This window comes from Sphingomonas sp. TZW2008, assembly GCF_002117915.1.
Lineage (GTDB): Bacteria > Pseudomonadota > Alphaproteobacteria > Sphingomonadales > Sphingomonadaceae > Sphingomonas.
On record NZ_BDJB01000011.1, the window covers coordinates 103,875 to 117,081 of the forward strand.

A 13,207-nucleotide genomic window follows, 5' to 3' on the forward strand; every position below is an offset into this window, starting at 1 on the left:
ATATAAAGGCTGAAGGTTTGGGGTGTTGCAATTATCGTCGTGCGAGCAAGCGGATGCTTGGCCGATCGATCCTCATGGGTGCCCTGCGGTGCTAGGCGGCCTTCCCACGTCGCGGAATGGTTGCCGAGCGACAGCGTCCATGACGACGCACGAGCCGGCATGACTGGCGGCGGCCGGTTTGCAGTGCGTGCGCGCGCCACGATGAAGGCCCGTATGGCGGCTCTGCTGTTGCCCGGCGCAGCGGAGCGCGCCGAGGTCGATGATCCGGTGGGCGGGCGGGGCGCGCCGTTGGCGTTCGACGCGGTCCCGACGTGTCCCGGAGCGCCGACGCCGCAGCATGTCGCAGCGCGAGGAGCGTTTTAGGTGGCACGGGGATCTGACGATCGAAGCGTCGCGACCGGCGCATCGCCTGCCCCCGCATCATCTGCCGGCGTCGCCGTGACGCGGGTTCGCCTGACCAGCATCGACGCGCTGCGCGGGCTCGTCATGGTGCTGATGCTGCTCGATCACCTACGCGAGACGTGGTTCCTCCACGTCGCGATGCCCGATCCGGTCGATGCGCGCACCGTGCTTCCCGCGCTCGGCTTCGCGCGGTTCGCCGCCAGCTTCTGCGCGCCGATCTTCGTCGCGCTGACGGGGCTTGCTGCGTACCTCTACGGCGCCAGCCATACGCCGCGCGAGACCGCCGACTTTCTGATCAAGCGCGGGCTGCTGCTGATCGCGATCGAGCTTGCCTATCTGTCGCCGCTCTACTGGGGCGTCGTGCCGCAGCCAACCTTCTGGCTGCAGGTAATATGGTGCCTGGGCGTGTGCATGATCGCGCTCGCCGCGCTGATCCGGTTGCCGCGCACGGCACTTATCGCGGTCGGCGCGATCATCGTCGCGGGGCACAATCTGCTCGATCCGATCCGGCTGCAGCCGGGCTACGCGCTATTCCCGCTGTGGGCGCTGATGCACCAGCGCGACGTGATCGCCCTGCCGTTCGGGTTCCTCGCCAAGACGACCTATCCCGTGCTGCCGTGGCTGGGAGTGATGCTGCTCGGCTACGGCATCGGCCCGTGGTTCGGCGCTGGGATCGAGCGGGCGGTGCGCACGCGGCGACTGGTTGTACTGGGCGCGGCGATGATCGCGGCGTTCGTGCTGCTGCGCCTCGTCAACGGCTATGGCGATGCGCCTTGGTATGTGGTGGAGGGAAGCGCGGCGCGGACGGTGCTCAGCTTCGTGTCGATGACGAAATATCCGCCCTCGCTGCTGTTCCTGCTGCCGACGCTGGGACTAGGGGCGCTGCTGCTCGCCGCGTTCGAGCGGCGCGATCGGTCTCCGATCGTCGCCACGCTCGCGGTGTTCGGCGGGGCGCCGATGTTCTTCTACCTGCTGCACCTCACCGTGCTGCGGCTGCTCTACCATGGTGCGCTCGCGCTCTACGGTCCGAACTACGGCACCTTGTTCGTCGTGCACGATTACGGATGGGTGCTGCTGTGGTATGCCGCGCTGATCGTGCCACTCTATCTGCCGACCGCGTGGTTCGCGCGGCTCAAGCAGCGGCGGCGCGACATCGGCTGGCTGCGGTTCTTCTGATTACGCCCCGCTGCAACGCGCGGCGCAGAACGGCTATTCGTTCTTCGTCAGCGACGTCTTGCGCGGTTCCTTCTCGGTCGACGTCTGGCCCTTGTCGAGCGTGTCGGACGGACGCAGCGCGTCGCCTTCCTTTTGATGCTCGGTCGAGAGGTTGGGGCGCTTCGTCTCTTCGGTCATGATCGGCCTCCTTGGGTGGTAGGGAAGTCGATCGGGCGGACCGAAGTTCCACTTTGCGCGTGCCTTTTCGTGATGTGGCGGGCAGACCGCTACGCAATCGGGCGCGCAGCCGGCGCGCAGGACGCGATCGAGGAGAGAGCCATGCAGACGATTGCCGCGGTTGCGCGCGTTCCCGAAGGCAACTTCTCGGTCGAGGAGATCGAGGTCGGCGCGCCGCGCGCGGGCGAGGTGCTGGTGCGGATCGCCGGCGTCGGCGTGTGCCACACCGATCTCATCTTCCGCGACCAGTTCGCGCCCTATCCGCTGCCCGCCGTCCTCGGCCATGAGGGCGCGGGGACGATCGCGGCGATCGGCGAAGGGGTAGAGGGCGTCGCGGTCGGCGACAAGGTGGTGCTCGGCTTTTCAAGCTGCGGCCACTGCCCGCGCTGCGACGAGGGGCTGCCGAGCTACTGCCGCACCTTTCCCCCGCTCAACTATGCCGGAATGCGGCTGGAGGACGGATCGAAGGCGTTCGCGAAGGGCGGCGAAGACATATCGTCGCACTTCTTCGGGCAATCCTCGTTCGCCGGCCACACGATCACGCGCGCGCGCAACGTGGTGAAGGTGGAGACCGACGTGCCGGTCGAACTGCTCGGGCCGCTCGGCTGCGGATTCCAGACCGGCGCGGGCGGGGTGATGCGCTCGCTCGCCGCGACCGCGGGATCGTCGATCGCGATCATCGGCGGCGGGCCGGTCGGGCTCGCCGCGGTGATGGGCGCGGTGATCCAGCAATGCGCGACGATCGTGCTGGTCGAGCCGATCGCCACGCGGCGCGACATCGCGCGGCGGCTGGGCGCGACGCACGCCGTCGATCCAAACGACGGCGCACTGGCCGAGGCGCTGCGCGCGATCACGCCCGACGGGCTCGACTATGTGTTCGACACCAGCGGCAACGTCGGCGCGATCGAGGCCGGGCTGGCATCGCTCGGCAGCCACGGGGCTATCGGGCTGGTCGGCGTGCCCAAGCGCGCGGATGCGGCGATCAGCGTCAACATCTCGGCGCTGATGACGCCGGGGCACCGCATCATCGGCATCATCGAAGGGGACAGTGACCCGCAGACCTTTATCCCCGAACTGCTACGCCATCACGCCGCCGGCCGCTTTCCGTTCAATACGCTGGTCGAGACGTTCCCGCTCAGCGAGATCAACGCCGCGGTCGCGGCGCAGGCGCGCGGCGACTTCGTGAAGGCGGTGCTGCTGCCGTAGCCGCAACGCGGGGTGCGACGATCAGCGCAGCAGGCCGCTGCCTGACAGGATCGAGGCGATCAGCGGATCGCCCGCGGTAGAGGGTGCAGCGCGGATCGCGGCTTCCTCGCGCCCGATCGCGCGCCACAGCCCGCGCGCGGCTTGCCGCGTCACGACGCGCTGGATGCCGGGTATGTCGATTCCCGCCGCGGCGCCGAGCACCGGGCCGAGGATCGAATTGCCGTCGAACTGGCGCAGCGCGCCGCCGATCTCGGGGAACATCGTGTCGATGATGCGATCGCCGATCGCGCGTTCGAGATAGCCCGTCGCCGCGCTCGGCCCGCCGCGGACGAGACCGAGCGCGTCGGCGAAGGTGAGCGAGCGGATCGAATCCAGAATCAGCGGCGCGGCACGATCGGCCGCGTCGCCCGCCGCGCGGTTGATCGTGAGCATCAGCTGACGCTGGACGGGGGCGGAGCGCAGCAGCGCGCCGAGCATCGCGCCCGACCGCCCGTCCTGCATGCCGGGCAGCGTGATGCGCGCGTCGGGATCGTTGAGATAGCCGTTGTCGGCAACGAGGCGGGTGAGCGCGCGCTGGCTCGACAGCGTGAGCAGCCGTCGCAGCCCCTCGACGATCGGATCCTCGCCGAGCGTGGTGGCACAGCCGGGCAGCAGGACGAGTGGCAGCGCGAGCCCCGCGCCGGCCAGGATCGCTCTACGACTGGGGTGGTTCATCGTTCATCGCCTCCGTTGCGCGTTGCGGCTGGCAGGCGTCGGCGTAACCGCGGCTGAACGAGGGTGAGGCCGTGCGCTTCCTCACTGCCGATCGGACGACATCGGTGCCGGCGGCGGTCAGAAATCGGGCAGTACCTGATCCGCGACGCCCCAGCCGGCGAGCGCGCGGCTGGTGGCGCGGCCGATCAGCTCGTCCGCGTCGGTGACGTGCCACCGCGCCGCGGTATCGAGATCGCGCAACTCGGTCCACGACACGGGGGTGGCGACCGGCGCCCCGGCGCGGGCGCGGGCGGCATAGGGCATGATCGCGGTGGCGCCGCGCTGGTTGCGCAGCCAGTCGATGAAGATCCGGCCGGTGCGCTTGGCCTTGGACATGGTCGCGACGAACCGATCGGGCTCCGCCTGCGCCAGCGCGCGCGCGAAGCGATCGGCAAAGCTTTTCACCGCCGGCCATTCGGCCTGCGGCGTCAGGGGTACGACGACGTGGACGCCCTTGCCGCCCGACAGCAGTGGGAAACTGGTAAGGCCGAGTTCGGCGAGCTGGTTTTTGAGGTGCTCGGCGGCCTTTTTGGTGTCGCTGAAATCGAGCCCCTCGTCGGGATCGAGATCGAAGATCAGGCGATCGGGCTTTTCCAGCGCGTCGATGCGCGAACCCCAGCCGTGGAATTCGATCGTTCCCATCTGCACGCACGCGACGAGCCCGTCGGCATCGTCGACGTAGAGGTAGTTCTCGGTCGAGCCGTCCTTCTCGCGCACGGGCACTTGGTGGACGTGATCGCCGAACGAGCCCGCGTCGTGCTTCTGGAAGAAGCATTTCTTGCCGCGGCCCTGCGGGCAACGCACGAGGCTGATCGGACGGTGCGCCGACCACGGCAGCATGATCGCGGCGACGGCGGCGTAATAGTCGGCGAGATCACCCTTGCTGACGGTCGAATCGGGGAACAGCAGGCGATCGCGGCTGCTGACCTTGACGCTGCTGGTCGGAGCAGCGGCTGCGGGTGTCGCGGCGAGCGGCTGCGGCGTTTCGAGGACGACGTCCTTCGCCGCCTTGTCACCGCGCAGTCCGAGGAAGCTCGAATGGCGCAGCACGCGGTCGGGCGTCGTTTCGGCAAAGGCGATCTCGGCAACGAGCTTTGGCGAGACCCAGTGCGCGCCGCGCACCGCGCTGCGCAGATTCTTCGGCACGTCGACGGTCGGCGTCTTGCGTTCGAGCCTGGCGAGGCGATCGGCGAGATCGGCCATCGTCTCGGTCGAGAAGCCGGTGCCGACCTTGCCCGCGTAGCGTAAGCTGCCGCCGTCGTGCGCGCCGAGCAGCAGCGAGCGGAACCCGCGCGCCTTGTCGGACGGCGTCCAGCCGACGATCACGAATTCCTGCCGGCGGGTGCACTTCACCTTGAGCCACGCCTTGGTCCGCGCGCCACGATACGGCGCCTCGGCGAGCTTGGAAACGATGCCTTCCAGCCCCTCGTCGCACATCCGCGAAAACAGTTGCTCACCCGATCCGACGACATGCTCGCTGAACTGGATGCGGTCCCCGCCGGGGATGATCGCGCGCAGCCGCTCCTTACGCGTGAGATTAGGAAGGGCGCGCAGATCCTCGCCGTTCAGATCGAGCAGATCGAAGGCGAAGAAGGTCATGTCGCCGCCGGTCGAGATCGCGTCCTTCAGCGTCGAAAAATCGGGGCGGCCGTCCTTGAAGGCGACGATCTCGCCGTCGATCAGCGCGCTGTCGACGTCAAGCGCCGCGGCAGCCTCGGCGATCGCTGCGAACTTGTCGGTCCAGTCGAGCCCGCTGCGGGTGTAGACCTTTGCCGTGCCGCCGCCGATCGCGATCAGCGCGCGATAGCCGTCGTACTTCACCTCGTGCAGCCACGCGCTGCCGGTAGGAACGGCATCGACCAGCGTGCACAATTGCGGTTCGGTAAAGGCGGGCGGGCGGGGCGCGGCGCGCTTGCCCGCGGGTTTCGCAGATTTGTGCTTCGCGGCGCTCGGCTTCGCGGCAGGCGCGCGCGCTTTCCCGGCCGCGCGCTTGGGCTTGGCCGCGGGCTTCTTGTTCTCCGCGATCTCCAGCATCGTGCGCCCGGTATCGACGCTGGTCAGCGCGGTCTCGACCAACGTGTCGGTGCCCCCGGCGTGCGCGTCGTCGATCTTGCGCAGCAGCCAGTTCTCGCGCTTCTCCTTGCCGCGCGGCTTCAAGCGGATGAGCAGCCACTCGCCCTTCATCCGCTCGCCATCGAGAACGAAGTGGAGGTGGCCCTTTTCCAGATCCTTCGGCGACTTGCCCTTGATGACGGACCAGGTACCGCGATCCCACAGCATCACCGTGCCGCCGCCATATTCGCCAGCAGGGATCGTGCCTTCGAAGCTGGCATAGCTCAGCGGGTGATCCTCGGTTCGCACCGCAAGGCGCTTCTCGTTGGGATCGAGGCTCGGCCCGCGCGTGACGGCCCAGCTCTTCAAGACGCCGTCGAGCTCCAATCGGAAATCCCAGTGGAGGCGGGTCGCATCGTGCTTCTGGACGATAAAGCTGTTGCCGTGCCCCGGCGCGAGGGTGCCGGCGGGCTCAGCCGTCTTGGTGAAATCGCGCTTGGCGTTGTACGGGGCGAGCGGATCGGTGGACATCGCAGGCGTGCGATCAGGCGCGTTTGCGCGCGGCGGGCTTCGCCGCGGGTTTCTTCGTGCTCGCCGCGCGCGGCTTGGCGGCGGCGGGCTTCTTCGCAGGCGCCTTCTTCGCCGGGGCGGCCTTGGCCGGCGCGCTGCCGCCGCTCTTCTCCATCGATTTCTTGAGTGCGGCCATCAGATCGACGACGTTCGATCCCGAACGGCCGCCGCCGTCGTCTTTCTCGTCGATGATCTTGCGGTTCGACTTTTGCTTGCGCTTGCGCTCGATCAGATCCTTCAGCGCGTCGACGTAGCGATCGTGGAATTCCTGCGGATCGAACGCCGCGCTCTTCTTCTCGATCAGCGCCTCGGCAAGCTCGAGCAGATCGTCGTCGGGCTTCGCATCGGGGATCTCGCGGAAATAGCTCTGCGCGCGGTTGACCTCGTCGGCGTAGCGCAGCGTCTCGAGCACCATGCCGCGCCCGCACGGCTTCAGGCTGACGACATATTCGCGCCCGCGCATCGCGAGCTGGCCGAGCCCGACCTTCTTGGTGCGCCGCAATGCCTCGCGCAGGACGATGAACGCTTCTTCCGCGAGATCGTCCGCCGGCACGACGAAATAGGGCTTCTCGTAGTAGAGGACGTCGATCTCGTGCGCGTCGACGAACTGGGTGAGTTCGAGTGTCTTCTTCGATTCGAGCTTCACCGAATCGATCTCGTCCTGTTCGAGGAGGACATATTCGCCCTTCTCGATCTGGAAGCCCTTCATGATATCCTCGGGATCGACCGGGCCGACACCGTCGGCGACCTTTTCGTAGTGGATCGGCTGGCCGGTCGGCTCGTGGATCTGGCGGAACGAGACCGCGGCGCCCGATTTGGTCGCCGAGTAGATTTCCACCGGGATTGATACCAGCGCCAGCCGGATCTGGCCTTGCCAATAAGCGCGCGCGGGCATGGGCGGGGACCTTCGTCGTTGCGGAGCCGATTCAATCCCTCGCCGCGGGAGTCGTTCCGCGGCTTAACCCCTGCTAAGGCGATGCGATGGCCGACGATCCCTTTTCCCTGTTCGACACCTGGTTCGCCGAGGCACGCGAGAGCGAGCCCAACGATCCCAATGCGATGGCGCTGGCCACCGTCGATGGCGACGGGCGTCCGTCGGTACGCATGGTGCTGCTGAAGGGGCACGGGCCCGACGGCTTCGTGTTCTACACCAACCGCGAGAGCCGCAAGGCGCAGGACCTGCGCGCCAACGCCAATGTCGCCCTTCTCTTCCACTGGAAATCGCAGCGCCGGCAGATCCGTATCGAGGGCGCGGTGACGCGGGTCAGCGATACGGAGAGCGACGCCTATTTCGCGACGCGCGGGCGCGATTCGCAGCTCGGCGCCTGGGCGTCGGAGCAATCGCGACCGCTTGCCGCGCGATCGATCTTCGAGGGGCGGTTCGAGGCGATGAAGTTCCGTTTCGAGGGCGGCGACGTGCCGCGTCCGCCGCATTGGGGCGGCTATCGCGTGATGCCGCAGCAGATCGAATTCTGGCAGGATCGCGCACATCGCCTACATGAGCGGCGCTTGTTCGTTCGCGCAGATGGTGCGGACGGCGACTGGACCGAAGGGCTGCTCTACCCATGACGCGCGAGGAACGCCGCCGGATCATCCCGCTCGCGATGCGCGCGGCGCTCGCCAGCGTCGCGATGGCGACCTTTCTGCTGGCGCTGAAAGGCTTTGCCGCGTGGCACACCGGATCGGTCGCGATGCTCGGCTCGCTCGCCGATACCGGGCTCGATCTGCTCGCCAGTCTCGTCACGCTCTACGGCGTCAAGCTCGCGGCCGAGCCGGCGGACCACGATCACCGCTTCGGCCACGGCAAGGCGGAGGCGCTCGCCGCGCTGTTCCAGGTGGTGCTGATCACCGCGTCGGCGATCGGCATCGCGTGGCGCGCGGTGGAGCGCTTCTCCAACCCGCAGGTCAACGAGGATGCGTCGCTGGGGATCGGCGTGTCGCTGCTGGCGATCGTCGCGACCTTCGGCCTGCTCGCCTATCAGCGCAGCATCATCCGCAAGACCGGATCGGTCGCAATCCTCGCCGACAACGTCCACTACCAGTCGGACGTGCTGCTCAACTGCGCGGTGATCGCGGCGCTGGTGCTCGATCAGATGGCGGGGCTGTCGGGCGCTGATCCGGTGTTCGGCATCGCCATCGCGCTGTGGCTCGCATGGGGTGCGTTCAGCGCGTCGAGCCAGGCGATCGACATGCTGATGGACAAGGAGTGGCCCGAGGACCAGCGCGCCGCGTTCATCGAGATCGCCGCGCGCCAGCCGGGCATCCGCGGCATCCACGATTTCCGCACGCGGCGCGCGGGAAGCCACGATTTCGCGCAATTCCACATGGAGGTCGACCGTCAGCTGACGGTGGGCGCGGCGCACGACATCGTCGAGAGCGTCGAGCGGCGGCTGCGCGACGTGTTCCCGCGCGTCGAGGTGCTGATCCACCTCGATCCCGAAGGACACGTCGATACCGACAACCCGCTGGTGGAAGCCGACGTGACGCCGCATTGGTTTGGTAAGCGCGTGTAACGCGCTTGGGGTTTGGTAAGCGCGTGTAACGCGCCTGGGGGTTCGGCAAGCGCGTGTGACGCGCCGGGGGTTCGGCAAGCGCGTGTGACGCGAGAAGGGCAAGAGCAGCGACCATGAGAATTCCGTTCGCGCAGATCGATGCGTTCGCCGATGCTGCCTTCACCGGCAATCCGGCCGCGGTGATGCCGCTGTCGCAGTGGCTCGACGATGCGACGCTGCAGAAGATCGCGCAGGAGAACAACCTGTCGGAAACCGCGTTCATCGTGCCCGCGACGAGCGGCGCGGCGGATTTCGACCTGCGCTGGTTCACCCCGGCGGCTGAGGTCGCGCTGTGCGGCCATGCGACGCTGGCGAGCGGGCATTTCGTGCTGTCGGCGGACACGACGCGCGAGACGGTGCGCTTCGCGACGCGGCAGGCGGGGGTGCTTGAGGTCGGGCGGCGCGGCGCGGGGTACGAGATGGCGCTGCCGGCGTGGCGGCCGACCCCGAAGCCGCTCGACACGATCGTCGCGGCGCTCGGCGTCGAGGCGCGCGAGACGCTGTGGCACGACAAGGGCTATGCGCTGGTGATCGTCGACGACGAAGCGGCGGTGCGCGCCGCGGCGCCCGACGGGCGCGCGGTAAAGGCGCTGGGCCCGTATGTGCTGATCGTCGCGGCGCGTGGCGAGACGGCGGACATCGTCAGCCGCGTCTTCACCGACTATTTCGATATCTCCGAGGATCCGGTGACGGGCTCTGCGCACGCGGTGATGGTGCCCTATTGGGCCGAGGTGCTGGAGCGCGACAAATTCTCCGCCTATCAGGCGAGCGCGCGCGGCGGCCGTGTCGGCTGCCGGCTCGATGGCGAGCGGGTGATGCTGACGGGATCGTGCGTGACGGTGATCGAGGGGACGTTCCTACTGCCGTGATCCTGCACTGGCCTGCTGCCTTGGGGCGGCGCCGGCCGGACGGCGCGGCACAGCGTGCAACCTAGTCACCGCGGCGGTTGTTGCGACCGCGCGTCATCGGATCGGGCTTGCGCGGCTTGATCCAGCCATCGGGCGGGGTAACGCGCGCCTGGCTTGTGCCGAGCCCCATTGCGCCGGGCTGCTGGCGCGACAGGCCGGCGACGTCGCCCGGGTCCTCGCCGGTCTGGCGCAGGATCGCGAGCCGGTCGCGCAGCTTCCCCGCCGCCTCGAAGTCGAGCGCCGCGGCGGCGGCATCCATCGCGCGCTGCAATTCCTCTGCGGTCATGCCGCGACCAGCGCGGGTTCGGTCGCCGCGATCCAGCCGCCGCCGAGTACGCGGTCGCCATCGTAGAGCACCGCCGCCTGCCCTGGCGATACGCCATATTCGGGCGCATCGAAGATCAGCCGGTCACCGTCGAAGCGCGCGGGGACCGGCTTCGCCATCGAGCGCACCTTGGCGCTGAGCGGGCGATCAAGCGGACCGAGCACGTTCATGTCGGCGAGCGTCGCGGCGCCGACCGCGAGCGCGGCGCGCGGGCCGACGACGACGCGGCGTGCCTCCGGCTCGAGCCGGACGACGTAGAGCGGCTCGGGCTGGCCGCCGATCTCGAGCCCGCGGCGCTGGCCGACGGTGTAGTGGATGATCCCGGCGTGCTGCCCGAGCGTGCGGCCGGCGAGATCGACGATGTCGCCACCCGCCCCCGCCTCGGGTCGCAGCTTCTTGACCAGCCCGGCATAGTCGCCGTCCGGCACGAAGCAGATGTCCTGGCTGTCGGGCTTGGCGGCGATGCCGAGCCCTGCCTCGGCCGCGAGCTCGCGCACCCGCGCTTTGGGCAGCGCACCAAGCGGAAAACGCAGGAAATCGAGCTGCGCGGCGGTGGTGGCAAACAGGAAGTAGCTCTGGTCGCGCGCGGGATCGATCGCGCGGTGTAGCTCCGGACCGGAGGCGGCGACGATGCGGCGGACATAATGGCCGGTGGCGAGGCAATCGGCGCCGAGATCGCGCGCCAGCGCGAAAAGATCGGTGAACTTTGGCCCCATGTTGCACTGGACACAGGGAATCGGCGTGCGCCCAGCGAGATATTCGTCGGCGAAGCGATCGACCACCTGCGTGCGGAAGCTCGATTCGTGATCGAACACATAGTGCGCGATGCCGAGCCGGTCGCACACCGCGCGCGCGTCCCGGATGTCGCGCCCGGCACAGCATGCGCCCGGCCGCGCCGTCGCCTCGCCGTGATCGTAGAGCTGGAGCGTGACGCCGATCGTTTCTGCGCCGCTCGCCGCGGCGAGCGCCGCGACGACCGAACTGTCGACCCCGCCCGACATGGCGACGACGATGCGGCGCGGGCGCTGGCCGCCCGCAAGCTGGAAATCACCCGGTTCGATCACGGGCGTTTATCTAGGGCGGGCTATCCCTCGGGGCTAGTGAGGGAACGGCGCCGTGCGGCGTGCGATCTTCATCAAGCAGGCGCGAGCCCCGGCTTTACCGCGCGTTCACCTCGCCCGCCTAGACGGGAGATCGCCGTGGAATTGCACAGGAAATCAGCGTCGCGTGGATCTGAGCTTTTTTCGTTTCGACCGCACGACGCCGCTCGTCACGCTGCCGACGGATCTTGCGGTGCTGATGGTGGAGATGACGGCGCGGCAGGCGGCATCGCCGACCGCGACGATCTACGCCCGGTCGGCGCGCGTGCGGCTCGATTCGGCGCTTTTCGCGCCCGTCGACGGGGCGTTCAACGGTCCGGTGGCGGCGGCGATGGTACGATGGAAGGACGAATGAACGCGCTGTTTACCCATACCCTTTAGCGAGCCTTCAAGCGCCCAGATTACAGAAGGCTCACGTGTTGGCGAAGGGGCCCCCGCCCCGAACCGAGGTTTAGGAATGATCGAGAACCAGAAAATCCGTCCGGCACGTGTCATCGGCCCGCTCGGCGAGCCGCTGACGCTGGATAGCCTGCCGCCACCGTCGACGACGCGTTGGGTGGTACGGCGCAAGGCCGAGGTGGTCGCCGCGGTGAACGGCGGGCTGCTGACGGTGGACGAGGTGTGCCAGCGCTACGGATTGACGGTCGAGGAATTCGCCGGGTGGCAGCGCGCGATCGATCGATCGGGCATGCCGGGGCTGCGCGTGACGCGCATCCAGCACTATAAGTCCTTGTACGAGCGGCAGCAGAAGTTCTGATTCGCATTACGGCAGCGGAACAACATTCGCGCCCAAGAGTCTTTTCCCCAGCGCCCCACCGTGCGGGCGGTTAACGTAGGGGAATTAGTTATGGGTATCATTCTCTGGTTGATTGTCGGCGGTGTGATCGGCTGGCTGGCGAGCATCATCATGCGCACCGATGCGCAGCAGGGCATCTTCCTGAACATCGTCGTCGGCGTGATCGGCGCGTTCATCGGCGGCCTGATCATCTCGGGCGGGTCGATCAACAACGCCCCGCTGACGCTGACGTCGTTCCTGGTGTCGCTGCTCGGCGCGGTTGTGCTGCTCGGCATCGTCAACCTTTTCCGTCGCGGCAGCGTGCGCTAAGTCGCACCGCCACTACGGCTTGATAGACGGCCGCCCGAGCAATCGGGCGGCCGTTCTTGATTCTAGCGCAGGATGAAGCGCACGCGGACGGTGGCGCTGATCTCCGTCTCGCCAGGCATCACCCGCGTCGCAGCGTCGCTCGCCATCTCGGCGCGGGCGAACTGCACCATCGGCGGGCGAGGGCTATCGCCGCGGTTCTCACCCGCCTCGTCGATCGCCGCGATGCGGTCGACGCGCAGCCCCGCGGCTTGGGCGTAGAGTTCCGCACGAGCGCGGGCGCGCTTCACCGCATCCGACCGCGCCGCGTCGAGCGCCGCCTCGGGCTGATCGACCGCCATCTGCGGCCCGTCGATCTGGTTCGCGCCTGCCTTAACGAGCGCGTCGAGCGCCGCGCCACTCTTGGCCACGTCACGGAACTTGACCGCAACGGTATTAGTCGCCTGATAGCCGGTGATCACCGGCGGCTGATTGTCGGTGTAGCGATATTGCGGCTGCAGCCCGACGTTGGCAGTGGCGATGTCGCGCGCGGCGATGCCGGCAGCGCGCAGCGCCGCGATTACCCGGTCCATCCGCTGTGCATTCTCCGCCAGCGCCGCGGCGGCGGTCGGCGACTGCGTCACCACCCCGGCGCGCAGCGTCGCGACGTCGGGCGTGCGCATCGTCCGGCCCGTCGCCACCACGTCGAGCACGGTCGCGTCGGGTAGGATCGGCGTAGTCTCGAGTGGCTGCGCCGCGGCCGGGCTCGCGGCGGCGGCGAGCGCGAGCAGCGCGGCTGTGGCGAAATGGTAACGCATGCAATTAATCTCCCGTTGGATCGGTGCAGTCGCTGTGGCCGCGCCGCG

15 protein-coding genes are annotated in these 13,207 nt (G+C 68.2%); 8 read left to right on the forward strand and 7 right to left on the reverse strand.

What is annotated here, in order from left to right:
• Positions 1-363: 363 nt before the first annotated feature.
• Positions 364-1,578, forward strand: coding sequence for a DUF1624 domain-containing protein (locus B7L05_RS13965; protein ID WP_256926746.1), 1,215 nt, complete (start codon positions 364-366; stop codon positions 1,576-1,578).
• Between the two features lie 33 nt (positions 1,579-1,611).
• Here B7L05_RS13965 and B7L05_RS17505 read toward each other — a convergent pair whose 3' ends face one another.
• Complete coding sequence (locus B7L05_RS17505; protein ID WP_179187229.1) at positions 1,612-1,755, reverse strand: hypothetical protein; 144 nt, start codon at positions 1,753-1,755, stop codon at positions 1,612-1,614.
• A 141-nt stretch (positions 1,756-1,896) separates the two neighbouring features.
• On the opposite strand from B7L05_RS17505, the gene B7L05_RS13970 reads away from it, so the two are divergent.
• Positions 1,897-3,000, forward strand: coding sequence for an NAD(P)-dependent alcohol dehydrogenase (locus B7L05_RS13970; RefSeq protein WP_085810952.1), 1,104 nt, complete (start codon positions 1,897-1,899; stop codon positions 2,998-3,000).
• 21 nt (positions 3,001-3,021) lie between these two features.
• Here the strand turns inward: B7L05_RS13970 and B7L05_RS13975 are convergent, their stop codons facing one another.
• The 3 genes from B7L05_RS13975 to B7L05_RS13985 all read right to left on the reverse strand — a co-directional run bounded on the left by B7L05_RS13975 (position 3,022) and on the right by B7L05_RS13985 (position 7,270).
• Positions 3,022-3,714 (reverse strand): DUF4197 domain-containing protein, encoded by a 693-nt coding sequence (locus B7L05_RS13975; protein ID WP_085810899.1) that lies wholly within the window; start codon positions 3,712-3,714, stop codon positions 3,022-3,024.
• 117 nt (positions 3,715-3,831) lie between these two features.
• Positions 3,832-6,336, reverse strand: coding sequence for a DNA ligase D (ligD, locus tag B7L05_RS13980; protein ID WP_085810900.1), 2,505 nt, complete (start codon positions 6,334-6,336; stop codon positions 3,832-3,834).
• 13 nt (positions 6,337-6,349) lie between these two features.
• Entirely contained in the window at positions 6,350-7,270 is a 921-nt protein-coding gene (locus tag B7L05_RS13985; RefSeq protein WP_085810901.1) for a Ku protein, read from the reverse strand.
• A gap of 86 nt (positions 7,271-7,356) precedes the next feature.
• Between B7L05_RS13985 and pdxH the strand changes: the two genes are divergently transcribed.
• The 3 genes from pdxH to B7L05_RS14000 all read left to right on the forward strand — a co-directional run bounded on the left by pdxH (position 7,357) and on the right by B7L05_RS14000 (position 9,796).
• Positions 7,357-7,944, forward strand: coding sequence for a pyridoxamine 5'-phosphate oxidase (pdxH, locus tag B7L05_RS13990; RefSeq protein ID WP_085810902.1), 588 nt, complete (start codon positions 7,357-7,359; stop codon positions 7,942-7,944).
• On the forward strand, positions 7,941-8,888 hold the full coding sequence (locus B7L05_RS13995) for a cation diffusion facilitator family transporter (RefSeq protein ID WP_085810903.1): 948 nt from the start codon (positions 7,941-7,943) through the stop codon (positions 8,886-8,888). Before pdxH ends, B7L05_RS13995 begins: the two co-directional genes overlap by 4 nt.
• 113 nt (positions 8,889-9,001) lie before the next feature.
• Entirely contained in the window at positions 9,002-9,796 is a 795-nt protein-coding gene (locus B7L05_RS14000) for a PhzF family phenazine biosynthesis protein (RefSeq protein ID WP_085810904.1), read from the forward strand.
• A gap of 61 nt (positions 9,797-9,857) precedes the next feature.
• On the opposite strand, the gene B7L05_RS14005 is transcribed toward B7L05_RS14000, so the two are convergent.
• Positions 9,858-10,121 (reverse strand): UvrB/UvrC motif-containing protein, encoded by a 264-nt coding sequence (locus B7L05_RS14005; protein WP_085810905.1) that lies wholly within the window; start codon positions 10,119-10,121, stop codon positions 9,858-9,860.
• Entirely contained in the window at positions 10,118-11,221 is a 1,104-nt protein-coding gene (gene mnmA, locus B7L05_RS14010) for a tRNA 2-thiouridine(34) synthase MnmA (RefSeq protein ID WP_085810953.1), read from the reverse strand. The genes B7L05_RS14005 and mnmA overlap by 4 nt, the downstream gene beginning before the upstream one ends.
• Positions 11,222-11,387: 166 nt before the next feature.
• On the opposite strand from mnmA, the gene B7L05_RS14015 reads away from it, so the two are divergent.
• The 3 genes from B7L05_RS14015 (at position 11,388) to B7L05_RS14025 (ending at position 12,365) form a co-directional block, all read left to right on the forward strand.
• On the forward strand, positions 11,388-11,615 hold the full coding sequence (locus tag B7L05_RS14015; RefSeq protein ID WP_085810906.1) for a hypothetical protein: 228 nt from the start codon (positions 11,388-11,390) through the stop codon (positions 11,613-11,615).
• A gap of 102 nt (positions 11,616-11,717) precedes the next feature.
• The gene (locus B7L05_RS14020) at positions 11,718-12,017 is read left to right on the forward strand and encodes a DUF1153 domain-containing protein (protein ID WP_085810907.1); all 300 of its coding nucleotides are present in this window, start codon (positions 11,718-11,720) and stop codon (positions 12,015-12,017) included.
• Between the two features lie 90 nt (positions 12,018-12,107).
• Positions 12,108-12,365, forward strand: coding sequence for a GlsB/YeaQ/YmgE family stress response membrane protein (locus B7L05_RS14025; RefSeq protein ID WP_085810908.1), 258 nt, complete (start codon positions 12,108-12,110; stop codon positions 12,363-12,365).
• 62 nt (positions 12,366-12,427) lie between these two features.
• On the opposite strand, the gene B7L05_RS14030 is transcribed toward B7L05_RS14025, so the two are convergent.
• The gene (locus tag B7L05_RS14030; RefSeq protein WP_085810909.1) at positions 12,428-13,159 is read right to left on the reverse strand and encodes an SIMPL domain-containing protein; all 732 of its coding nucleotides are present in this window, start codon (positions 13,157-13,159) and stop codon (positions 12,428-12,430) included.
• Between the last annotated feature and the right edge of the window lie 48 nt (positions 13,160-13,207).